The sequence below is a fragment of the Bacillus sp. FSL K6-1033 genome (genome assembly GCF_038630765.1).
Classification (GTDB): Bacteria; Bacillota; Bacilli; order Bacillales; family Bacillaceae; genus Bacillus; species Bacillus altitudinis.
In genome coordinates this window covers 2,340,794-2,364,415 of record NZ_CP152041.1, presented here as the reverse complement: position 1 = coordinate 2,364,415, position 23,622 = coordinate 2,340,794, and the positions used below count along the sequence as shown (strand labels likewise).

General features: G+C 40.2%; 18 protein-coding genes and 1 other annotated feature. Of the genes, 14 read left to right on the top strand and 4 right to left on the bottom strand.

Annotation, left to right across the window (positions count from 1 at the left end):
• The first annotated feature begins 15 nt into the window (after positions 1-15).
• From MHH31_RS12120 to MHH31_RS12100, 5 genes are all read left to right on the top strand, one after another.
• Positions 16-1,458 (top strand): alanine/glycine:cation symporter family protein, encoded by a 1,443-nt coding sequence (locus MHH31_RS12120; protein ID WP_342494840.1) that lies wholly within the window; start codon positions 16-18, stop codon positions 1,456-1,458.
• Positions 1,455-2,612 (top strand): iron-containing alcohol dehydrogenase, encoded by a 1,158-nt coding sequence (locus MHH31_RS12115; RefSeq protein ID WP_342494839.1) that lies wholly within the window; start codon positions 1,455-1,457, stop codon positions 2,610-2,612. Before MHH31_RS12120 ends, MHH31_RS12115 begins: the two co-directional genes overlap by 4 nt.
• Before the next feature lie 232 nt (positions 2,613-2,844).
• Positions 2,845-3,594, top strand: a complete 750-nt coding sequence (locus MHH31_RS12110; protein WP_342494838.1) for a glucose 1-dehydrogenase — start codon at positions 2,845-2,847, stop codon at positions 3,592-3,594.
• A 74-nt stretch (positions 3,595-3,668) separates the two neighbouring features.
• Positions 3,669-3,909 (top strand) — a binding site (T-box leader).
• A gap of 53 nt (positions 3,910-3,962) precedes the next feature.
• On the top strand, positions 3,963-5,183 hold the full coding sequence (locus MHH31_RS12105) for an MFS transporter (RefSeq protein ID WP_342494837.1): 1,221 nt from the start codon (positions 3,963-3,965) through the stop codon (positions 5,181-5,183).
• A 70-nt stretch (positions 5,184-5,253) separates the two neighbouring features.
• Positions 5,254-6,294, top strand: coding sequence for a 2,3-butanediol dehydrogenase (locus MHH31_RS12100; protein WP_058336599.1), 1,041 nt, complete (start codon positions 5,254-5,256; stop codon positions 6,292-6,294).
• A gap of 40 nt (positions 6,295-6,334) precedes the next feature.
• On the opposite strand, the gene MHH31_RS12095 is transcribed toward MHH31_RS12100, so the two are convergent.
• The 4 genes from MHH31_RS12095 to MHH31_RS12080 are packed head-to-tail and all read right to left on the bottom strand — an operon-like array spanning position 6,335 to position 9,401.
• Entirely contained in the window at positions 6,335-7,048 is a 714-nt protein-coding gene (locus tag MHH31_RS12095) for an amino acid ABC transporter permease (protein WP_342494836.1), read from the bottom strand.
• Positions 7,049-7,060: 12 nt separating this feature from the next.
• The gene (locus MHH31_RS12090; protein ID WP_041506838.1) at positions 7,061-7,759 is read right to left on the bottom strand and encodes an amino acid ABC transporter permease; all 699 of its coding nucleotides are present in this window, start codon (positions 7,757-7,759) and stop codon (positions 7,061-7,063) included.
• Positions 7,756-8,616 carry an amino acid ABC transporter substrate-binding protein gene (locus tag MHH31_RS12085; RefSeq protein WP_125589849.1) on the bottom strand — a complete coding sequence of 287 codons (861 nt, stop codon included), beginning with the start codon at positions 8,614-8,616 and terminating at the stop codon, positions 7,756-7,758. Before MHH31_RS12085 ends, MHH31_RS12090 begins: the two co-directional genes overlap by 4 nt.
• Positions 8,613-9,401, bottom strand: coding sequence for an amino acid ABC transporter ATP-binding protein (locus MHH31_RS12080; protein ID WP_008342612.1), 789 nt, complete (start codon positions 9,399-9,401; stop codon positions 8,613-8,615). The genes MHH31_RS12085 and MHH31_RS12080 overlap by 4 nt, the downstream gene beginning before the upstream one ends.
• A 120-nt stretch (positions 9,402-9,521) precedes the next feature.
• On the opposite strand from MHH31_RS12080, the gene MHH31_RS12075 reads away from it, so the two are divergent.
• From MHH31_RS12075 to MHH31_RS12035, 9 genes are all read left to right on the top strand, one after another.
• Entirely contained in the window at positions 9,522-10,691 is a 1,170-nt protein-coding gene (locus MHH31_RS12075) for an acyl-CoA dehydrogenase family protein (protein ID WP_342494835.1), read from the top strand.
• Positions 10,692-10,806: 115 nt separating this feature from the next.
• The gene (gene blaBPU / locus MHH31_RS12070; RefSeq protein WP_342494834.1) at positions 10,807-11,595 is read left to right on the top strand and encodes a BPU family class D beta-lactamase; all 789 of its coding nucleotides are present in this window, start codon (positions 10,807-10,809) and stop codon (positions 11,593-11,595) included.
• 168 nt (positions 11,596-11,763) lie between these two features.
• Positions 11,764-18,783 carry a DNRLRE domain-containing protein gene (locus MHH31_RS12065; protein WP_342494833.1) on the top strand — a complete coding sequence of 2,340 codons (7,020 nt, stop codon included), beginning with the start codon at positions 11,764-11,766 and terminating at the stop codon, positions 18,781-18,783.
• Positions 18,784-18,793: 10 nt separating this feature from the next.
• Complete coding sequence (locus MHH31_RS12060) at positions 18,794-19,405, top strand: hypothetical protein (RefSeq protein ID WP_135009332.1); 612 nt, start codon at positions 18,794-18,796, stop codon at positions 19,403-19,405.
• Between the two features lie 451 nt (positions 19,406-19,856).
• On the top strand, positions 19,857-20,726 hold the full coding sequence (locus MHH31_RS12055) for an alpha/beta hydrolase (RefSeq protein WP_337902830.1): 870 nt from the start codon (positions 19,857-19,859) through the stop codon (positions 20,724-20,726).
• Positions 20,727-20,797: 71 nt separating this feature from the next.
• Complete coding sequence (locus MHH31_RS12050) at positions 20,798-21,154, top strand: winged helix-turn-helix transcriptional regulator (protein WP_029708013.1); 357 nt, start codon at positions 20,798-20,800, stop codon at positions 21,152-21,154.
• 398 nt (positions 21,155-21,552) lie between these two features.
• Positions 21,553-22,185: a 3-hexulose-6-phosphate synthase gene (gene hxlA / locus MHH31_RS12045; protein WP_024718772.1), complete on the top strand. Its 633-nt coding sequence runs from the start codon at positions 21,553-21,555 to the stop codon at positions 22,183-22,185.
• Positions 22,182-22,739 carry a 6-phospho-3-hexuloisomerase gene (gene hxlB / locus MHH31_RS12040; RefSeq protein WP_045034094.1) on the top strand — a complete coding sequence of 186 codons (558 nt, stop codon included), beginning with the start codon at positions 22,182-22,184 and terminating at the stop codon, positions 22,737-22,739. The genes hxlA and hxlB overlap by 4 nt, the downstream gene beginning before the upstream one ends.
• A gap of 154 nt (positions 22,740-22,893) precedes the next feature.
• Positions 22,894-23,619 (top strand): DsbA family oxidoreductase, encoded by a 726-nt coding sequence (locus tag MHH31_RS12035; protein WP_039167166.1) that lies wholly within the window; start codon positions 22,894-22,896, stop codon positions 23,617-23,619.
• Positions 23,620-23,622: the final 3 nt, after the last annotated feature.

Below are 23,622 nucleotides of genomic sequence, written 5' to 3'. Positions count from 1 at the left end.
GATTTTATAGGGGGGATGGCTTTGTTTGAAACGATTGTCAATTCAATAAATGACTTTTTATGGACATATATTTTAGTCGTTATGTTAATAGGGATTGGAATCTACTTTACGGTGAGAATGAAGTTTATGCAAATTGTCTTACTAAAAGAGATCTTCCGTTCTATTTTTGAAAAAGCCCCAAAAATAAAAGGGAGTCAAGACATTTCTTCAATGCAAGCTTTCTTTATCGGAGCAGCGACGAGGATTGGAACTGGAAATATGGCAGGTGTTGCTATTGCCATCACAGTTGGTGGTCCTGGAGCTATTTTCTGGATGTGGTTTGCAGCAGTTTTAGGGGGAGCTTCTGCATTTGTCGAAAGCACACTCGCTCAAATATATAAAGTGAGAACAAGTGATGGTTTTAAAGGGGGGCCAGGCTATTATATACAAAAGCAATTTGGACTGAAATGGCCAAGTAGGATCTTTGCCTTTTCTGTTATTCTTAGTTTTGGCTTAATTTTTAATGCAGTACAAACGAACACCATCACAAATGCCTTTCGATATTCATTTGGTATCAGTCCAATTGGCATGGGGGTATTCGTAACCATTCTTACGGCTTTCATCATTTTTGGTGGTGTAAAGAGAATTGCCCGCTTTACCCAAATCATTGTGCCAATCATGTCCTCGTTTTATATTATCTTAGCACTTTATGTGATTGTGACAAATATCGCTGATGTACCCGCAGCATTAGCAAGTATTATGAAAAGTGCGTTTGGATTAGAGCAAATGGTTGGAGGCGGAATCGGCGCTGCAATAATGAACGGTGTCAAACGCGGTTTATTTTCCAATGAAGCAGGAATGGGAAGTGCACCAAATGCCGCTGCTGCTGCCCATGTTTCACACCCAGTAAAACAAGGGTTTGTTCAATTATTAGGCGTATTTTTTGATACATTAGTTGTTTGTAGTTGTACAGCATTTATTATTATGCTATCAACAGTAGAAACAGCAGGTGATTTGTCAGGTATTGAAATTACTCAAGCTGCAATGGCGCAGCATTTCGGTTCTTGGGCTAGTATTTTCTTAGCATTTGCGATCTTTACTTTTGCATTTAGCTCCATTGTAGGTGGCTACTATTACGGTGAAGCCAATATCAGTTTTATTCATCACAGTGTAACCGCGCTATTCGTGTATCGAATCACTGTTTTAATGATGATTATGTTTGGTGCTCTCGCCAACTTACAAATCGTTTGGACGTTAGCGGACTTGTCGATGGCGATTATGGCCATTGTTAACTTGGTTGCCATTGCGATTTTAGGCAAATTTGCTTTTGCGGCTCTAAATGATTACATGGGACAAAGAAAGGTAGGAAAGAACCCTGTTTTTTACGCTTCTACCATTCCAGGTTTAAAAGGAATAGAATGGTGGGGAGCAGAAAAACAAGCGATTAAATCAACAAATGAAGGGGTAGAAAATCAATGATAAATTTTGAATATGATTGTCATACGAAAATGATCATGGGGGCGGGGAAATCTAAAGAAATTGCCTCTATTGTAGAGGACATTGTATTGCCTAGTGCTACAATTATGATTGTGACTGACCCTGGTGTAAAAAGCGCAGGATTGGTGACGCCTATTGAAGCATATTTGCAAGAAGCTGGTTATTCCGTTGTCGTCTTTGATCAAGTATCTCCAAACCCAAGAGATCATGAATGTCTAACGGGTGCAGAGCTCTTTAGAAAAGTACAAGCATCAGCGGTTATTGCGATTGGTGGAGGAAGCCCAATGGATACGGCAAAAGCCATTGCTTTATTAGGTCCAAATGGCGGTAATCCTGAAGAGTATATAGCAGGCAAGAAAGCGTACACAAATGTATCACCCTTAATTTGTATTCCAACCACGGCTGGAACTGGCTCTGAGGTGACCCGTTCATCTGTGATTACGTTAGCTGCTTCACATAAAAAAATCACCTTAAAACATGCCTTGCTTCGACCAACTATTGCGATTTTGGATCCTGCTCTTACTTCTACTGTGCCAAAAAGTATAACAGCGGCAACAGGTGTTGATGCACTGGTCCATGCGATTGAAGGCTATACATGTAAAGAAACAAACCCTATTTCTAAGGCGATGGGGGCAAGCGCAATGAAAACCATTGTGACCTATTTACCGAAGGCGTATGAAGACGGGTCTGATTTAGAAGCAAGATACAAAATGCAGGAAGGCAGTTTACTCGCTGGCTTATGCTTCGGTTCCGCTGATGTAGCAGCCGTGCATTGTTTAGCCGAAGCGCTCGGCAGTCTTTATGATACGCCTCATGGTATCGCAAATGCTGTGTTTTTACCTTATGTCATACAATTTAATGCAACTGAAAACAAATCATTGCACATAGAGCTTGCAAACATCATGGGCTTTGCAGATAAAACGGATGCAGATGATGTGGCGATTCAAAAATTAATGGATGGTATGTATACATTCACAAAGAATTTAGGTATTCCATCACTAAAAGAATTATCTTATGTAAAAGTAGAAGATTTTGAAAAAATGGCTGAACTGGCAGAACAAAACAACTCTACAAAAAGCAATGTTCGTGCCGTTACGAAAGCGGACTACTTAGATATACTAAAGGCTGCTTTTTAAGTCATACAGAAAAAGAGCCGAATAGAATGACTGAATGATAAACACAAACTTTCCCAGACTTTACACAAGAAGCAAACGACTATGTCGTCAATATGGAGAATTACAAATATACCACCCTCCTAATGTATGATTTAGGTGGTGGTTTCTCTATGTCCCATTTGACTAGGTATCGTGTATACATGAGTGGTATGATAGACGACAACATCTCAAGAGAGAAAGGATAGGATAAACGATGAACTTTCACAATAAAACAGTCGTTATCACTGGCGCAGCCAATGGAATTGGTGAGTCGATCGCGTATGGTTATGCGAAAGAAGGGGCGCGTGTTGTGCTTGCGGATATTGACGAAGAGAAGGGCAAGCGCTTGGAAGATCAGCTGAAAAAGGAGTCCTTTGAGGCTTTTTTTTTAAAAACGGATGTGAAACAAGAGAAGGATATTCAAGACATCATGTCGGCTGCTGTGGCTCGTTATCAAACGATCGATATTCTCATCAATAATGCAGGGGTTATGTGTACAAAATCGCCTTATGAGCTAACGGTTGATGAGTTTGATCATGTGCTGCATACAAACCTACGAGGTGCTTTTTTATGTGCAAGGGAAGCGGCACGTTATATAAAAGAGAATCAATCAGGCGGTTCTATCGTTAATATCTCATCCACTCGCGCGACCATGTCAGAACCAGATACAGAAGCGTATGCTGCATCAAAAGGCGGGATATCAGCACTTACTCATGCGATGGCTGCTTCTTTTAGTCAGGATCATATAACAGTAAACAGCATTTCCCCTGGATGGATTGAAACGAAGGATGAGAAAAGCCTGCGAGAAATTGACCATCAGCAGCACCTTTCCAATCGAGTAGGAACGCCAAAGGATATTGTCAAAGCTTGTTTTTATTTAACAGATGAAGACAATCAATTTGTGACAGGAACCGATTTGGTTGTTGATGGCGGCATGACGAGAAAAATGATTTATGCGGATTAACATGAAAAAACATTGACGTCTTGACGAAGGCGCAGTACAATATAGAACAATTCAGCTGATCGTGATGAAAAAAAGATAAAGCGCAAATAGAGAAGAGTATGTAATGGCTGCCTCACACAGAGAACTCCGTGAAGCTGAGAAGGAGCTGGGAAGCGTTACAGAACCAAGCCTCTTAGCTCTGCACCGGATTCATTGTGATGGTGGTGCAGCGGCATTCTCCCGTTATAGAGAAGGGTTAGCGATAACCTGCTAAGGTTCATCTGGTAACAGGTGAATGAACTGAGGTGGCAACGCGGAGTCAATCCCGTCCTCAAGACAGAAATGTCTTGGGGGCGGGATTTTTTTATGACAAAAAGGAGGGCACCACGATGAAAAAACATTGGCGGGATATGAGCATGTTACTTGGAGCGATTGGTATTGCGAACATAGGAGAATGGATTTATATAATTGCTCTCCATCTGCTGATTTTTCAGGAAACGGGCTCCGTTCTTGCTGTAACAGCCGTCTATATGTTAAGACCTGTCTCGGCTCTTTTAACAAATAGCTGGTCTGGTAGTTTAATAGATAGACTGAATCAGCGGAATGTCATGATCAGTCTAGATCTATGCCGGGCCATTCTGATTGCTTGTTTACCCTTTGCCTTATTTTCAGGCCACTTATTGATCGTATATGTGATGCTATTTCTCATTCATATGGCACAAGCCATGTTTCATCCAGCTTCGATGGTGTATATGACAGCACTAATCCCGGCGGATAAACGAAAACGGTTTAATGCCATTCGATCTTTGCTTCAGTCTGGTGGATTTTTACTCGGACCCGCCGTAGCAGGGTTGCTTTTTCTCATTGGTACACCAGTCCTTTCAATTTATGTAAATGCAATCTGCCTTTTGATATCTGCTGTTTTGACGATGTGTTTACCGATTTTGTCAAAAGCAGCCGGGGCACAAAAAGGCTTTTCTCTCTCAGTATTAAAGGAAGATGCAAAACTTGTATTTCGTTTCAGTCTCACATCCCGGCAAGTGATGGCCGTGTATTTATTATTTAGTGCCGCCATCACAGTGCTGCCGACTGCGATTGACTCACTTGAAGCAGCTTTTGCAAAGGAAGTGCTGATGTTGACCAATACCGAATATGGGTTTCTTGTCAGTGTAGCTGGAGCAGGGATTATCGCAGGGGCATGTCTCAATACGGTCATTGTCGAAAGGCTGCCTATTTCAGTGATGCTTGGTGCGGGGAGTTTGTTTGTGGCTTTTGGATACTTGATCTATGCTTTTTCAAGCACATTGACAGTCGCAGCAGTTGGCTTTTTTGTTCTCGCTTTCTTTTTAGCATTTGCAAACACCGGTTTTATGACTTTTTATCAAACGAATATCCCGGTAGAGGTTATGGGGAGAGTGGCAAGTTTTTATGCGTTATGTGAAGCTGTTCTGACGATGATGATGACAGGAATATGCGGCGCATTGGCGCATGTTTTATCGATACGTACTTCTGTCATGATTGGCTGCCTATGTATGCTTCTTATTTGTCTGTTGCTATGTTTTGTCATTTTTCGTCCATTGACTGTCAAAAAAATAGTGCATCTTACTTAGAAAATTAAAAAAATTATGTTATCATTATTTAAGTAAGTTAATTAAATTGATGAGAAAAGGAGTCTTACAAATGAAAGCACTACGCTGGCACGATCAAAAGGACATTCGACTAGAGGAAATTGACGAACCAACAGTTGCTCCAGGAAAAGTGAAACTGAAAGTAAAATGGTGCGGCATTTGTGGTAGTGATTTACATGAATATTTAGGCGGACCGATCTTCATTCCTGTGAATGAACCTCATCCACTTACAAAAGAAAAAGCACCCATTACACTGGGACACGAGTTCTCTGGTGAAATTGTAGAAGTTGGAGAAGGCGTGAGTAATTACAAAGTAGGCGATCGAGTGGTTGTTGAACCTATTTTTGCAACTCACGGGCACCAAGGTGCTTACAACTTAGATGAAAACATGGGCTTCTTAGGACTTGCTGGTGGCGGTGGAGGATTCTCTGAATATGTATCTGTCGATGAAGAATTACTTCATTTGTTACCAGACGAAATTTCATATGAGCAAGGTGCACTTGTTGAACCTTCTGCAGTTGCTTTATATGCCGTTCGTTCAAGTAAAGTACAAGCTGGTGATACAGCAGCTGTGTTTGGCTGTGGACCAATCGGTTTACTTGTCATTGAAGCATTAAAAGCAGCTGGTGCTACTGACATTTATGCAGTGGAATTATCAAAAGAGCGCCAAGAAAAAGCAAAAGAACTTGGAGCGATCATTGTAGATCCTTCTCAGTATGAAGATGTTGTTCAAGAAATCTCACGCCGTACAAATGGTGGAGTCGATGTTTCTTTTGAAGTGACAGGTGTACCTGTTGTATTGAAGCAAGCAATCCAATCAACTAGAATTTCAGGTGAAACAGTCATTGTAAGCATTTGGGAAAAAGGCGCAGAAATTATGCCGAATGACATTGTCATTAAAGAACGTACAGTCAAAGGAATCATCGGCTACAGAGATGTTTTCCCATCTGTATTAAACTTAATGAGAAAAGGCTATTTCTCTGCAGATACACTCGTCACGAAGAAAATCAAGCTGGACGATGTGATCGAAGATGGCTTCCATGCATTAATCAATGAAAAAGATCAAGTGAAAATTTTAGTTAGTGCTGAATAAGTAGGACGATAAAGAGAATGGCAGATGCCGTTCTCTTTTTTTAACGTCCAAGAGATTTTCCGTACACGCTGACTCGTTTCTCTAACAAAGCAAAAGCGAGTTCAAAGAAAATACTAAGCATCCAATAGATCAAAGCAGAGACAAGATACGTTTCTAAAAACTTGTAGCCATCATTTGCAATGATGCGCGAGATTCCCATGATTTCCAGTACACCAATTGTAAACGAAAGGGATGTGGCTTTTAACAGCTGAATGAGCTGATTCCCAAGGTTTGGCAGGGCAACCACAAACGCTTGCGGTAAAATAATGCGCATCATCGCCTGTCTGGTGGTCATGCCAACGATTTTCGCCGCTTCAAGCTGCCCTCTGTCTACCGCAAGGAGTGCGCTGCGGACCACTTCTGTTAAATGTGCGGCTGAATGCAGGCTGAAGGTGATAAGGGCAACGGTAAGCGGGGAGACCATATCCGGGTGAAAGGTCAACCCAAAAGTGCTATTCATTTTGGTCAGAACAAATGGAATGCCATAAAAGAAAGCAAACAACTGAACAATGAGAGGTGTTCCTCTAAAAAATGATACATAGAGCGTGACCAGCTGGCGGAGCACAGGGATACGAAAGAGGCGAATGAAAGCAAAAACAGATCCAATCAAAAGGCTCACAGCCATAGAAACAAGTGCAATCAATAAGGTAAAGGGAACGCCTTTTAGAATATGTGGTATATGGTCAATCGCAAATGATATATCAATGGTTTGCATCAAATCGCCTCCTTAGCGTGACAGGCTGGTGCGGCCTTTTACAAATTTTCTTTCCAGTAGCATCGTGATCAGTTCAATACTGATGCAAATCAGCCAATACACAATTGCAATGATGACGTACACTTCAAACATCCCTATCCCGTAGTTATTGCCTAGGATGATTTTGACCTGTCCCATCATATCAATGAGTCCGATTGTAAATGCAATGGCGGTATCTTTCACGAGATCAATGGTGTAATTTCCGAGGTTCGGAAGTGCAATGAGAAAGGCTTGCGGAATAATGATCCTCATTAATGCCTGCGAATCTGTCATCCCAACAATGTAAGCTGCTTCAAGCTGATCTTTCCCAACAGAGGAATATGCACTGCGAAAGACTTCAGATAAATAAGCGCCCGTATGTAACGAGAATGTGATCATCACAAATAACACACGATCCCAATGATTGATTTGAATTCCGGCCATGAGTAAAAGCTGAGGCAGGCCAAAATAAATCAGAAATAACTGAACAATGAGCGGCGTACTTCGTGTAAATGACAAATAAATGACCGCCAATTGTTTCAGCACTGGAATTTGTTTGATTCGAATGCAAGCAAACAGCAATCCGATGATGATGGCAAAAAACAATGACACCACAATCATCAGAAATGTGAGTGGCAGGCGATCAACCACCTGTAAAAAGATTCTTAACCAATCTCCAGCTGTAAACGTCATGGCACTTCCTTCCTTTCTTCATATTGATAGCCTTGCTCTGATATATAGTCAATATCTTGAAAGAAATCAACGCCAAACCATTTCTTCGCAAGGTCAGGTAATGTTCCGTCTTCTATCATCTCTTGTGTCACTCGGTCCAATTGTGATGCTAGTTTCTTTTGACTAGGCTGTAAGACAAGATAAATAGGTTCCTTTGAGACAATGCCGCCCACTTTGACTTTCAGGTGAAGATGTTTTTGAATCGTATCAAAGGTCGAAATATTCATAAAAGCCGCATCGGACCGTCCGCTTTCGACTCGTTTTAAATTGAGTTCGTTTGAAGGACTTTCAATGGTCGTGAGCGGAATTTTCCGATCATTTTCTTCATTATATTGATTTAATATGGAACGAAGGCCGCCGCTAGGACTGACGGGAGCGAGCTTTTTTGATGTCATATCGTCTAGAGATTGAATATCTTGCTCTGATTCATTCACAATTAAACCTGTCATCGAATAGCCGTATGGAACCTTAGGATAAAGAAAGCGTTTTTCACGTTCAGGATTACTAAAAAACCAATTAGCCGCCATTTCAAATTTCCCAGCGCCGATCCCAATTAAATTGGATTCTTCCTCGCCAAAGATATAATCAAAATGAATGTGTGGCAAACGTTTCTCGACTTCATTTAAATAATCGATGTTATAGCCAATCGGTTCGTTGCGGTCATTTGTGGCTAAAAAAGGCGGATTGACTTCTGCGCTTAGTGCGACTTTGACAATTTGTCTGCCATCATCTGTTGTCGTTTTCACACTGCTGCAGCCAATGAGAGAGAGGAGAAACAGAAGGATACTAGCGGCAGTGAATAAAGTCTTGCGCTTCATCTGTCTTCCTCCAATCCTTGCCACATCCCGCGATGAATTCTTGATAAAAATTGTTTCGTCCGTTCATGCTGAGGCTTCATCAGGACGTCTTCTGGTGAGCCTTTTTCAACGATTTCCCCATCTGCCATAAAGATCACTGTATCCGCTACATCTTTTGCAAACGAGATTTCATGCGTCACAATGACCATCGTCATGCCTTGGCTCGCAATATCTTTCATCATTTCAAGGATTTCTCCGACCATCTCTGGGTCCAGTGCAGACGTTGGTTCATCAAACAAAAGCACCGCAGGATTCATGGCAAGAGCACGGGCAATCCCAATCCGCTGCTGTTGACCGCCGGATAATTCACTTGGAAACGCATCTTTTTTATGAAGCAGCCCAATTCGCGTTAACAATTGCTCTCCGATTTTTTCCGCCTCTTTTTTAGACATGTTTTGAGACACAATCAATCCTTCTGTGATGTTTTCAAGTGCTCGTTTATTTTGAAACAAGTGATAATGCTGAAACACCATAGACGATTGCTGTCTGAGTTTTAGAAGATCTTTTTTTCGATATTGTTCAAATTGAATCGTGGCTTCTCCAACTGTCAGCGTTCCTTTGTCTGGGATATCAAGGCTGTTTAAACTGCGGAGAAGGGTTGTTTTTCCTGATCCGCTCGGTCCAATAATGGCGACCACTTCACCTTCTTGTACGGTGAAATCAATTCCTTTTAACACATGAGTTGACCCATAGGATTTATGTAGATTAGTAGCAGAAATCATAAAAGCATCACGTTCCTTTGACATATGTACTTAATATTGATAAAATTTAACACATTAAATCCTATAAGTAAAGTGTGTTTTAATAATACCTATTGGATAAATCGGATATGATAGATTGCGAGAAACAGAGGAGTTGGATACGTTTTGTCTAAAGCATTATTTGTCGATACAGATTTTCAAAAAAATTGGCTAGATCAACTAGAATCCCTTCGTGAAACGATCGAACAATCTGCAAAAGAACATGATGAGGGTGCCTATTTTCCTAAACAGAATATCGAATTATTAGTAGAACTGGGTTATACAACGTTGTCTCTGCCTGTTGAGTACGGGGGCGGGGGTCAATCTGTAAAGGATATGGTCCTTTTTCAAGAAACACTAGGAAGTATGGATGGAGCAACTGCCTTATCGATCGGCTGGCACCAAGGAGTTGTTGGCGAAATTTATGAAAAGAAACTATGGAATGAGAAGCAGCTGCAATTTTTTGCTGAAGAAATCAAAAATGGGGCTCTTGTGAACCGGGCTGTCAGTGAAGCGCAGACAGGGAGTCCAACAAGAGGAGGCAAACCTGGAACAACTGCAACGAGATCAGGAGATCAATGGGTGATCAGCGGCAGGAAAACATTCACAACGATGTCACCAGCACTCACATATTTTCTCGTCGGTGTATGGATCGAAGAAAAAGAAGCGATGGGCTTCTTCTTAATTCACCGTGATACAAAAGGTGTTTCTATAGAAGAAACGTGGGATGTTGTCGGCATGAGAGGAACAGAGAGCCATGATTTAATTCTAGATCATGTGGAAGTTCCAGATGACATGTTGGTTGAAGTGCAAAAAGGACCTCGGGGCGGTACGTTAAACCCTTGGATCGCACATATCCCTTCCTGTTATTTAGGGATTGCACAAGCGGCAAGAGACTATGCTGTTCAGTATGCCATCACCCATTCACCGAACAGTATTAACGGAACGATTAGCGAACTGCCAAATGTCCAAACACTGATTGGCGAAATTGATTTACTACTAAAGCAAGCACGCCATGTCATCTATTCAACGACAACATTGTATGAGCAGCCAGAGAAAAGAGAGCTGTTAATCAATGAATTCGGTGCTGTGAAGCATACAGTCGTCAATGATAGTCTGCAAGTGGTCGATAAAGCCATGCGTTTAGTCGGTGCAAAAAGCTTAAGCCTTAGCTGCCCGCTTCAACGTTACTATCGAGACATTCGTGCTGGCCTTCATAACCCACCAATGGACGATATGACGATTTCGAAAATTGCAAAGCAAGCGATTGAAGAGAAAAAATTGAACGTACAATAAACAGAAAGCCGGATAAAACCGGCTTTTTTTATTGAAAAAGAGGACGAGCGGCTCTTATTTCTGATCAGTCGGCATGCTACAATCGATTGCAATCATGAGCAAAGAGGGTGATTGTTTGCAAAAAAAGAAGATGAAATGGCTGATTGCTGGCGTGATGCTTGCAGTACTTTGTATGAGCAAGCCTGCATCAAGTGAAGGAACATCTCCAAAATGGTCCGTCGATGAATTCATGAAAGAGCGGGAAGGCACATTTGTGATTCAAGAAGTAAAAGAAAAATCACCATGGGTGTATAACAAAAAAAGAGCGAACAAGCGCTTTGCACCACAATCAACGTTTAAAATAGCAAATGCCTTAATCGGACTTCAAACTGGCGCAGTTAAAGATGAATACGACATCAAATATTGGGACGGAGTAAAAAGAGAGATTGATAACTGGAATAAGGACCATACACTGGGCTCTGGTATGAGAGATTCAGTCGTCTGGTATTATCAAGCCATGGCACGTGACATCGGGGAAGAACGCATGGGCCATTGGATAAAAGCCATTCATTATGGGAATCAAGACATATCTGGCGGAATTGATCAGTTTTGGCTAAGCAGTACGTTGCGCATTTCTCCAGTAGAACAAGTCCATTTCCTTAAACAGCTATATGAAGAAAGTCTCCCATTTGACCTATCTGTTATGAGAACCGTCAAACGAATGATGATACAAGAAGAAGAGAAACACGCCACGCTATACGGAAAAACAGGCTCCGGATCAGGAATCGGCTGGTACGCAGGCTTTATCAAACATGAAAATAAAACCTACATTTTCGCTACAAATATCGAAGGCACCGGCATAGAAGCAAAAGACATCACCTATCGCATTTTGAAAAAATATCATTTGTTGGAAGCATCCGTTTAGGGTGCTTTTTTATGTGTGAAAAAGGGGATATATAGATAAGTTGATGATATATGGATTAGTTTGAAAGAATGATATATTTATAGAAATATATTGAAGTATCATTTCAAATGTATTATTATATATGGCGTAATGTTACAAATGTTACAAATATATGATAAGGAGATTAATATGAACCTAAAAAGAAAAGTAAAATGGAAAAGGAATATTGCGGCACTACTAGCCTTTGTGATGCTTATATCAATGTTACCTTCTGACATTTTTGCAGAAGAACATGTAGAAAATACAAAATCAAGTCATAACAGCATGCCAGAAACAGACGATTCAAAAACCCTTGAAATAGCAGGGATTGATGAAGATGAAATTGGAAAAGACGGAGAAGTTCTTTCGGAAAGAACAGCCAATAGCAAACTTTTCTATGAAGGAGAGGGAGTATTTACGCAAGAAGTATATCCTGACCCCATTCATATAAAAGAGTCACCAGATGCTGAGTGGGAGGACATCTCTCCAGAGTTAAAAGCAACTTCGAAAAAAGAAATAGAAACGGAAAATGCAAGGTTAGATTCAACCTTTCAAAAACAAATGAAGCAAGGGCTCTATGCTACATTCGAACACAAGAAGCATCAAATTGAATTTTCAATTTTAAAAGCTTCAGGAACAAACAAATCAGAAATTCGTTCCAAAGATACCTCTGCACAATTTAAAGAGAACACCAACGAACTTACATACGAAGAGGTATTTCCACATATTGATTTACGATCATTTACTTTTAATGAAAATATCAAAGAAGATATTGTACTCAAACGATATGATGGCTACAATTCTTTTATTTTTAAAATAAAGACAGATCTAACTGGAGAAATTGAGGAAGATGGCTCTATTAGATTTTTTGATCAGAAAAAACAGACCATTTTTCAAGTTCCAAAACCGTTTATGACCGATTCAAATCTAGATGAAAAGTCAGGCGAAGTGGCTCGATCAGAAGATGTGAGCTTTGAATTGCAAAAAGAAGATGATGGCTATTTACTTCGTGTAACTGCTGATGAGAAATGGCTCAAGGATCCTGAACGAGTTTATCCTGTGTCTATCGATCCATCGACTTCTTTATCTGTTTCATCAGACACATTCATTATGAGTGCATACCCAACAACAAACTATTCAACATCTACGCAAAAATGGGATGCTAATCTGAAAAGTTATGTCCTGAAAACCGGTTATTATGATAAAACAACTGGTACAAACTACGCGTTCATGAAGTTTAATTCATTCAAACCGATTCAAAATATGAATGTAACAAAAGCGACGCTCAAAACGTATGTTGCTCATTCATATTACGGGACGAAAGCAACTGGTCTTTGGCTTGATACAGTGAATGCCAACTATGATCATACAAAGCTAACATGGAACAATAAACCAAGTTCTAAAAACATCGGTAAGGCCAACGTATATAAAGGACAATGGGCGAGTTATGATGTGACATCGACCATCAAAGCTTGGAATAGCGGAACAGCTAACTACGGCTTTAAATTACATGCTAATGGAAATGGACAAGACCATTGGAAAAAAATAATCTCATCAACAAACTCAACCAAAAAACCAGTCATTGAAGTCACGTATACCATTCCACAAGCAAATGCACCAACTGTAAAAGGTTTTAGTAATGGAAATGGGACAGGTTACTTAAACTTAAGCTGGAAAAAGGTGTCTGGCGCAAAAGGTTACAAAGTGTGGTTATACAACGGAAAAGAATATGAAGCCATTTCAGTTGGAAATGTGGCATCATGGAGTACAAAAGGAAAGAATATTTGGCCGACAGCAAGCGAGATTGCAGCTAAGAAATATAAACTTCATTTAGATGGAAAAGGGGGGACAGAATTAGCAGTTGATCCTTCCCCGGTTTACAAAAACTCAGGTGGTAATTATGCGACAAGCAAAAATTATTGGGTAGCTGTAAGTGCGATTTTTGACCAAGGTGAAGGCGCAATGTCAGCAAAAGTAAAACCTGTCGTGCCGAATGTGGCTAGAGCGAAAGCACCTAGTACAAAAGGATTCAATAATAATAACGCAACAGGTTACTTTGATCTTTCTTGGACTTCAGTTTCCGGTGCGACCGGTTATAAAATACAAATGTTTAATGGGAAAAGCTATGAGACATTGGATCTCGGGAATCAAACATCATGGTCAACAAAAGGAAAAAAAGTATGGCCAACAGCTGCTGAGATTAAAGCAGGTAAATTTGCATTGCACCTCCAAGATGGAAAAGGGGCTGAGCTTCCAATTCATCCTGGTGCGACTTATAAAAATGCTGGAGGAGATGCGGCTCAAAAACATTATTCCTTCAGAGTGATTGCCTACAATAAAGATGGAGAAGCTATTGCTTCACCGCCATCTGGACCAACTTTACCTGATCTATCTAAACCGAAAGCTTTATCTGGATATGCTTATACGAATACGAAAGAGAGCCAAACAGGTTATATCAATTTACATTGGGACAAAGTAAAAAATGCAAAAGGATATAAAATTAACATCTATAATGGTAAGGCATATCAATCATTTGATGTTGGTGATGTCGATCATTGGACAACACAAAATAAGAATATTTGGCCGACTCCTACTGAAGTTAAAAGTGGGAAATATGTGCTTCATACAGATGGTAAAGGCGGGGAATTAGCGCTAGACCCATCACCAGTTTATGAAAATGCGAATGGAAATTATAAAGGACGCAAGAACTACTCCTTTACCCTTTCCGCTTACGATGCAAATGGAGAAACCATTCCGACACCAGCCTTTAACCCGACATTCCATGAAGGTGCCGAATTCCTTGGGACAGAGGATTACTGGTCGATTATTGATATACCAGACGGCCAGCTGAATGGTGCAACTGGTAATGTGATTGTCAGTGAAGAAGAAATGTCGATTGATGGAAGAGGACCAGGACTTGGAATTGGTCGAACTTACAACAGTTTAGATGCAGCTGACCACCTGTTTGGACAAGGGTGGTACGCAGATGTAGAAACTAGTATCACGCCAACAAAAGAAGGTGCCATCTATCTTGATGAGGATGCCACAACCCATGTTTTTACAAAAAAAGCAGATGGTACGTATCAACCACCAACAGGTATTTTCCTTGAATTAACGGAATCAAAAGATGAATACATGTTAAAAACGAAGGATCAAACCTTTGCACACTTTAGTAAAAATGGTGGGAAAATCACCAAGATTGTAGATGGACATAAAAATACAACGACATACAAATATAACGAAAACAATCAGCTCACTTCAATGGAAGATGCATCTGGACGAAAAATAACAATGGAATATGATGAAGATGGTCATATCATCTCGGTCCAAGGACCAAAAGGAAAAAAGCTTTCATATGAGTATGATGCAGGCTTCCTAAGAAAAGTCATTGATTCTGATGGAACGAGTATCTCATATGAATATGACAAAGAAGGAAAATTGATTAAACAATTCTCTCAAAACAGCACAGAAGATCAGCCTGTTTTTACAGAATACCAATATGAAAATCACCGTTTAGTTAAGGCAATCAATGCAAAAAAAGAAACTTTTGAGTATGCATATGATATGTCTAAAAAGACACTCATGCTGACGCAGCCAAACGGCCGGAAAATACAGTATACGTATAATGAAGCAGCCAATCCAATTCAAGTTGTAGATGATACGGAAGGGCTTAAAATTACTACTAAAACGAAATATGAAGGCAACCAAATCGTAGAAGAAACTGATCCCAATGATGTAGAAAAAGGAAAAGCTACAGAAAGCTATTCGTATGACAAAAATGGCAACGTCATTCAAGCTAAGGATGCTTACGGGACAGAAACCTACGAGTATAACAAAAACAATGATGTTACTAAAGTGAAAGATACAGAAGGAGATATTACAGATATCGCCTACGATGGATTAGATGCTGTATCTGAAACGGATCAAAGTGGAAATATGTCTTCAGCAAGTATTTATGACTCGTACGGGAATTTGGTACAAACGAGTAAAGAACTTGCTGCAGGTGCGAGTATATTGAAAAATGGCAGTTTTGAAGATACGCTAACTGGCTGGAAGCTTACAGCATCTAAGGATGATGGGAAATTAGCGCAAACAGCTGAAAAAAGTGGTCCGTTATCTGGCGGCAGAGTATTAGAGGTCAGTTCACAGTCGACAACTGAAGGAACAGAACTTGGCTATTCTTCTGCTACTCAAGAAGTGACACTAGAGCCAAATACGACGTATACACTGAGTGGAAAAATCAAGACAGAGCTAACGAAAGCAAGAGCATTTTTTAACATCGATTTAAGAGATACAAACAACAAACGAATTCAATGGATCAGCAACGGCTACAGCACATTATCAGGCAAAAATGATTGGACCAAACGCCAAGTCACGTTTACGACGCCATCTCATGCAGGCAAAGCTGTGATCTATATGGAAGTGGATCATCGAGATAAGGCTGGAAAAGGAAAAGCCTGGTTCGATGAAATTCAGCTAGAAAAAGGCGAAGTTTCATCAAGTTATAATCCAGTCAAAAATAATTCCTTTACGGATAAAACAACAAGCTGGAGCGGAACAGGTGGTTCATTAGATAATGAAGAAGGCTTTAACGATGACGTTTCGTTAAAAATGACAAGAACCTCTTCAACTCAAGCAAATGCCATCTATAAACAATCTGTACCGATTGAACAAAGTGCGAATGATCAATCTGTATATGTCACATTGACTGGGATGTCTAAGGCTGAAAATGTCAAAGCCTCAAATGAAAATGATTACTCACTTCAAGCGTTCGTTACGTATACAGATGGCACAACAGGAACATTTAATGCGAAATTCCCAACCGGTACACAGGAATGGAACCGAGCAGCGGTTGTCATACCAAAAACAAAACCATTGAAAAAAGTCGACGTACAGATCGTTTTCCAAAAAAGTGCGACGGGAACGGCTTGGTTTGATGATATCCGTCTAGTAGAAGGAAGTCTTTTAACGAAAACCACTTACGACGAAAAAGGGAACTATGCAGTTAAAGAAGAGGACGAGCTTGGTTACTCATCTCAATCTGCCTACGATGAAACAGGCAAAAAACTTTCTGAAACAGATGCGAAAGGCGAAAAAACAACATTTGAATATGATCAGGCTGATCAGCTGAAGAAAATCACTTTATCTAACGGGACATCCATTGTGAGAACGTATGATAAAGAGGGCAATGAACAGTCGAAAACCATTCGTGCAGAGTCAGATCAGACGTATCAATTCGAATACGACCTAATGGGCAAATTGACAAAAACCATTGATCCATTAGGGAATGTGTTGAAAAGTGAATATGATGCGAATAGCAACTTAATCAAAACGATTTCTGCTAATGGACATGAAGTGTCTCTCACGTATGATGGAACAGACCGAGTGAAATCCAAGTCATACAATGGGACAGAAAAATATAACTTTAGCTATGATAAAAACGGAAACGAAACAACGGTTGTTAACAAAGAACAAAACACAACCAAAAACAGAACGTTCGACCAACAAAACCGCATCACAAAGTTAACAGAGCGTGACAGCAGCCAAACTTGGACGTATCCAGCCAATTCAGATAAACTGAAATCCTTTGAATGGACACACGGAAATCAAAAAGGAACGAACCAATTCAGTTACAATAAGCTTGATCAAATGACGCAGATGAAGGATTCGAGTTCTACGTATTCGTTTGATTATGATGAAAATGGAAATGTTCAGTCCTTTATTACAGGTAACGGCAGTGGTGCTAGCTTTGCTTATGATGAGCGCAATTTAATCAATGATTTGCACATTGGAACAAGCCAAGGGGTAACGATCTTAAACGAAGCTTACGAATATGATCAAAATGGAAACAGAATAACGGTTGATCAAGGAAGCAACGGGAAGATTCGTTATGAATATGGAAAATTAGATCAATTGATCAAAGAAACTCATCCAGATGGCACGGTCATTGAGTACACATATGATGGGTTTGGAAATAGAAAAACAGTCACGACTGAAAAAAATGGCACTAAAAAAACAATCAACGCATCATTCAACATCATGAACCAACTGACAAAGGTAAATGATGAGACTTTAACTTATGACAAAAATGGCAACCGAACGTCTGACGGGCAATTCCTTTATGAATGGGATGCAGAAGATAACATAACGGCCATTACGAAAAAAGGGGAAGACAACCCATTTGTCACTTACAAATATGATGAGCGTGGATACAGAATTCAAAAAACAGTGAATGAAAAAGTAACAAATTACTTTTATGACGGCGACAGCCTGAATGTTTTATACGAAACAGATGGAGACAACGTAGTCACAAAAGCATACACATACGGTGAGAGTGGACAACTCCTTGCATTCACACAAAATGGAAATAAATATTTTTATCACTACAATGCACACGGTGATGTCATTGCCATCACAAATAGTGCAGGAAAAATCGTTGCTGAGTACGAATACGATACATGGGGCGTTCCAACAAAAGTAAAAGAAGATGAAGAAGTAAAAGGAAACCCATATCGCTATGCTGGTTACCGCTTCGACGAAGAAACAGGACTTTACTATCTAATCGCCCGCTACTATGAACCAAAAAATGGCGTATTCCTATCACTTGACCCAGACCCAGGAAGCGATGGAGATGCACTAGATCAAAACGGATATACCTATGGAAACAACAACCCAGTCATGAATGTTGACCCGGATGGTCATTGGGTATGGTTTGTTGTCAATGCAGGATTTGCTGTATATGATGGATACAAAGCTTATAAATCGGGTAAAGGCTGGAAAGGTACAGCAGTTGCAGCAGCATCAGGATTTTTGGGTGGTGGAAAGTTAAAGGGAGCGAAAAAGGTATTTAGTGCTGGGAAGAAGTCTTATAAACTTTCAAGGAAGAAAGTTAAAGCAAAAAGAACATATTCTAGTTATAGAAATGTAAAAAAGAAAACAGCTATAGTTAATAACAGGGCTACTAATGTAACAAAAAGGAATTTTGAGAAAAATCTTAGAAGGCAAGGATGGAAAAAGTCAATAAGTAAAGATAGGCAAGTAATCATTATGAGTAAAAAAGGATCAAGATATACACTGAGAAATAAGTCAAGAGATTATGATGGCCCTTCTGCTGATTACATTCCAAAAGGAGCCAAGCGTCCTTCTCTTAAAATAAGATTAAAGAAGTAGGTGTTCTTTATTGGTTAACAGTAAAGCTTTATTTATTAATTCAGATAATGAATTCAAGAAATATAAAGTTATGATTGAAAAAGCTTTTTATACAAAAAAACATTTGCCTCATCAAGTATTTCGAGAGAATTTTAATTATTTTTTGTTTCAAGAGTTTGATTGGGCATTGAGTGATGAGGTTTTAACAACAATAAAAAAGCTATCAGTTTTAACACAAGATAAGGACTTTTTAACGGCGGTCCTTAAGCCAGATCCAGTAGAATATTATTTGAAGGAATTTGGTTATTATAATTGGCTAAGAACAAGTGTTGAAATTTCTGGTGAGGATTATGTAAATGCACTTTGGACTAGCCCAGAAGATTCTATAGCTGATGATATTTTCACTAACTCAAATATCGTTGTTTGGTTATCTCATTCTTTGGATTGGGCAATTTGGGGAGATAGGGATTTGGAAATTTGTATTTTAGCCACAAAATCTAAAAAATATTCTATGCAAAATTTATTATCAGAAGATGGTTGGAAACCTCTGAATAGTAATTTGAAAGAGTGGTTAGCGCTACTATTTAGTGATGGAAAAAAATTTGACGAGTTTTGGGGAGAGTTAGCCAGTAATTATTCCTGAATTAGCTTTTGATTAATATACAAATTTGGGAAATCTAAGAAAAGTAACTGTTTTTCATTTGACAATTTGTTGAGAAACTTTTTTGAAGCAACCATTGTTAGCTGTCAAGGAAACTTGGCAGCTTTTCTTATTATCTAATTGGAAATATTTTAAGCGGTATCACTTATTATGTTTTGGTTTTTATATGAAAAAATCCAGAAACAAATCCCTGATTTCAAAATCAATCATCTAAAGCAAATCAATGAATTTCACTACTTTAAAGAGTATAATGAACATAACGACTTGATCTATTGTATTGACGTGCACAACCCATTTGAATCTGTGATTCAAGCCGACATACATCTAAAATTCACCAATCTACCTTCTGTTTAAATCAAAGGTTTGTACTTAACAGACGATTCTAGTTTTTATTGGACATTCAGTCTTCCCCATCCCAACACAGAAAGGTGCAATGACATTGAATCGAATCATGAAATGGCTCTTATTTGCGGCGGTCATCGCTGGCTTATTGGTATGCGCATTCTTTGTGTTCCGTTTCAACCAGCCTAAGCCGACGACAAACATCCATTATGCAGACACACAAAACAAACAACAAACACTCGATATGTATATGCCAAAGGGAAAAGAAGAAGACAAAAAGAAGAAGCATCCAGTCATGATCTATCTCCATGGCGGCGGCTGGTCGGGCGGCGATAAGAATAGAGTCGCTTCAAAAGCTGATTATTTTACGGGTCAAGGATATGTGTTTGTTTCAATGAATTATAGGCTTCATCCTGATGCCAACTTCGAGCAGATGGCAGATGATACGGCAAGTGCTATTAAATGGGTGAAGGATCATGCAGATGAATATCAAATCGATTCGTCAAAAATCAATGTCATGGGTCACTCAGCGGGCGGTCATTTGACGGCATTGGTTGCTACAGATTCGACTTACTTAAAACGTGTGGGGCTGTCGCCAAAAACGATCAATTCTATCGTGATTTTAGATGGGCCGTTAAACATCAATCAATTTATACAAGCCATTCCATCGTATAAAAAAGTGTTTGGCAAACAGGAGAAGAACTGGACAAAGGCATCACCTGTCACTTATATGAATCAAACGAATGTACCGCCTGTTTATTTGGTCACAGGCTGGGAAAATCCTGAAGTGTACCGATTTGCAGAAAAACTGAATCATGATCAAGGCTCTCGGTTTGTGTTTCGGGTTCATTCGCTGAGCCACAGTGATTTAAATAAATGGTTTGGATCTGACAGAGCGCCAAAAGAAGCGCAAGAGATGACAAAGGCTGTGATGGCTTTCGTCAAAAAACAAAATCAATAACAAAGACTGTATGCTAGGGCAATCCATTTTGCCGAAGTATATGATAAAGTGGTTTGAAATTAAAGGAGTGTATGTTGTTGTCATCACGTATGGAAAATAAAGTGTTCAATTGCGAAAAAGAGCTGACGCTGAATATTATCGGCGGGAAGTGGAAAATGTTGATCTTATGGCACCTTGGCAGAGAAGGGACAAAACGGTTTGGTGAGTTAAAGTCGTTAATGCCTGGAATTACGCAAAGAATGCTTGTCAATCAGCTAAGAGAATTAGAGGAAGATCACATTGTGCACCGGGAGGTTTATCCTGTCGTTCCGCCAAAGGTTGAGTATTCTCTCACAGAACTCGGAGAAAGCTTAATGCCAATTTTAGAGGCGATGTATGATTGGGGCAAACAATATCTCGACAGCAATTTTTTAAAGGACGATAAATAGAAATACCTACAAATAGATACTGAACGAGAGACAGTATCTCAGATTGTTGACAAAGGGCTAAAATGAATTGATTTTAGCCCTTTGTTTTCCTTTCAGCGTGATAGAAAACCTTTGCAGCCCTAGGAAGGACGAGTACTGGTGCGGAGCGAATTTCACATTCGTGAGCACCAGCACGCAGGACTGACACCGAATATGAGGGTTTGTCTACACGCTGAGATACTGGTCGAAAGACAGTATCTTTTTTGTGCCCATATGCGAAAAAGTATAGTATGTAAAAAAAAAGTGCGTACTAGGATTGCGCCATTCCTGTTGTTATACTCGTTTCATGCAAGAAAGATTCAAGATGCATCATCCGCGGAGCTCTTGAAGATGAAATGATGAAACAGGAGTGAATGTAGATGAAATTACAATTAGCGTTAGATTTAGTGAATATACCAGAAGCGATCGAGCTGATCAAAGAAGTAGAAGCGTCTATTGATGTGGTGGAAATTGGGACACCTGTTGTGATCAACGAAGGACTTCGTGCTGTAAAAGAAGTCAAACAGGCGTTTCCGAATTTACGTGTGCTGGCGGATCTCAAAATTATGGATGCTGCCGGTTATGAAGTGCAGCAGGCATCTGAAGCTGGAGCGGATATCGTCACCATTCTTGCGGCAGCGGAAGATATGTCTATCCAAGGAGCGGTGAAAGAAGCAAAAGCAAGAGGGAAACAAATTTTAGTCGATATGATTGGTATCAAGGATATCGCCGGCCGCGCGAAAGAGCTTGATGAGCTTGGGGTAGATTATATTTGTGTGCACACAGGCTATGACCTGCAAGCGGTTGGTCAAAACTCATTTGCTGACCTCATGACCATTAAACAAGTGGTCAAACAGGCGAAAACAGCGATTGCAGGCGGTATTAAGCTTGATACATTACCTGAAGTCGTCAAATTAAACCCTGATTTGATTATTGTCGGCGGCGGTATTGCGAGCCAAGACAATAAAGCAGAAGTGGCTGCGCAAATGAAGCAGTTGATCGCACAATCATGAAAACAAGTGACTATGTGAGGGCGATTCTAAGCGAGCTTTCTGAGCACTCGCCCGCGATTCAAGACGAACAAGCAGAGCAGCTTGTCAAAAGCATTTTAGCGGCTCGAAAGGTCTTCGTCGCAGGGGCTGGCAGGTCTGGTTTGATGGGGAAATCGTTTGCGATGAGACTCACGCATATTGGTGTCGAAGCTTATGTGATCGGTGAAACGAATACGCCTGCTTTTACATCTGAGGATTTATTGATTGTCGGGAGCGGTTCTGGCCGAACAGAGACGCTGCTTGTGCTCGCGAAAAAGGCAAGGGCGATTGGCGGAAGCGTGGCGTCGTTCACACTTTCAGCTGAGTCACCCATAGCTGATCTATCGGATGAAGTCATCTTACTGTCAGGTGCGCCAAAGGATCAACATGAAGGAAACCATCATACGATTCAGCCGATGGGCTCATTATTTGAGCAAACTTTGCTTCTTATGTACGATGCGGTCATCTTGAGATTGATGGAAATGAAGAAGCTCGACACCCATAAAATGTACGGTCACCATGCGAACTTAGAATAGCCGTGATGAAAACCTTTCCTTTTTTGAAGGAAAGGTTTTTTTAATACATGGTTCTTAAACTTAAAAAGAAGGATCACTTGACATAAAGGACAAGATGTAACTATAATAGTTACATCTTGAAAGAAAAAACGTAAGCAACGGAAGGAAGATGAAGATGAAAGTACAAATTTGGTCAGATATCGCCTGTCCTTTTTGTTATATAGGAAAAAAACAGTTGGAAACAGCGCTTGAGCAATTCCCTCATAAAGAACAGGTAGAAGTAGAGTTTAAAAGCTTTGAGCTTGATCCGAATGCACCTGTTGCAGTGGATTATGATGTGCATGATATGCTTGTCAAAAAATATGGCATGAGCCGTAGCCGGGCCATCGCGATGAATGAACAGGTGAAACAGGCGGGCAAGGAGAAAGGAATCGATTTTCAATTCGATCCACTCGTTTTGACAAACACCTTTGATGCCCACCAGCTCGCACAATATGCTGGAAAAATGGGAAAAGGCGATCTCGTCATGGGCGAGCTGTTTCAAGCGTATTTTACAGATGGAAAGCATGTTGGTGATCGTCAAATCCTTTTAGATATCGCAGAAAAAGCAGGCCTTGATCAGAACGAAGTACAAAAGGTTCTAGACGGGCAAGAATTTGCAGACGATGTACGAGAAGATGAAAAAGAAGCAAGACAGCTCGGGATTTCTGCTGTGCCTTTTTTCTTGATCAATGACAAATATTCGGTTGCTGGTGCACAGCCAGCAGATACGTTCCTTCGTGCCCTTGAAACGGCTTGGACAGAAGAGGCAGTGCAAACGGAGAAAGCGGCTGATGCTTCATTTGAAGAAGCATGTGCAGATGGCGTATGTGCAGTACCTTCACCTAAAGAAGAAGTATAATCG

Bases quoted from the DNA above. Each gene is read 5' to 3' on its own strand.
- MHH31_RS12090 (WP_041506838.1), bottom strand. From the start codon at position 7,759: ATGACGTTTACAGCTGGAGATTGGTTAAGAATCTTTTTACAGGTGGTT.
- hxlB (WP_045034094.1), top strand. From the start codon at position 22,182: ATGAAAACAAGTGACTATGTGAGGGCGATTCTAAGCGAGCTTTCTGAG.
- MHH31_RS12110 (WP_342494838.1), top strand. From the start codon at position 2,845: ATGAACTTTCACAATAAAACAGTCGTTATCACTGGCGCAGCCAATGGA.
- MHH31_RS12085 (WP_125589849.1), bottom strand. From the start codon at position 8,616: ATGAAGCGCAAGACTTTATTCACTGCCGCTAGTATCCTTCTGTTTCTC.
- MHH31_RS12105 (WP_342494837.1), top strand. From the start codon at position 3,963: ATGAAAAAACATTGGCGGGATATGAGCATGTTACTTGGAGCGATTGGT.
- MHH31_RS12120 (WP_342494840.1), top strand. From the start codon at position 16: ATGGCTTTGTTTGAAACGATTGTCAATTCAATAAATGACTTTTTATGG.
- MHH31_RS12055 (WP_337902830.1), top strand. From the start codon at position 19,857: ATGACATTGAATCGAATCATGAAATGGCTCTTATTTGCGGCGGTCATC.
- hxlA (WP_024718772.1), top strand. From the start codon at position 21,553: ATGAAATTACAATTAGCGTTAGATTTAGTGAATATACCAGAAGCGATC.
- MHH31_RS12100 (WP_058336599.1), top strand. From the start codon at position 5,254: ATGAAAGCACTACGCTGGCACGATCAAAAGGACATTCGACTAGAGGAA.
- MHH31_RS12115 (WP_342494839.1), top strand. From the start codon at position 1,455: ATGATAAATTTTGAATATGATTGTCATACGAAAATGATCATGGGGGCG.
- MHH31_RS12080 (WP_008342612.1), bottom strand. From the start codon at position 9,401: ATGTCAAAGGAACGTGATGCTTTTATGATTTCTGCTACTAATCTACAT.
- MHH31_RS12035 (WP_039167166.1), top strand. From the start codon at position 22,894: ATGAAAGTACAAATTTGGTCAGATATCGCCTGTCCTTTTTGTTATATA.
- MHH31_RS12050 (WP_029708013.1), top strand. From the start codon at position 20,798: ATGTTGTTGTCATCACGTATGGAAAATAAAGTGTTCAATTGCGAAAAA.
- MHH31_RS12095 (WP_342494836.1), bottom strand. From the start codon at position 7,048: ATGCAAACCATTGATATATCATTTGCGATTGACCATATACCACATATT.
- MHH31_RS12065 (WP_342494833.1), top strand. From the start codon at position 11,764: ATGAACCTAAAAAGAAAAGTAAAATGGAAAAGGAATATTGCGGCACTA.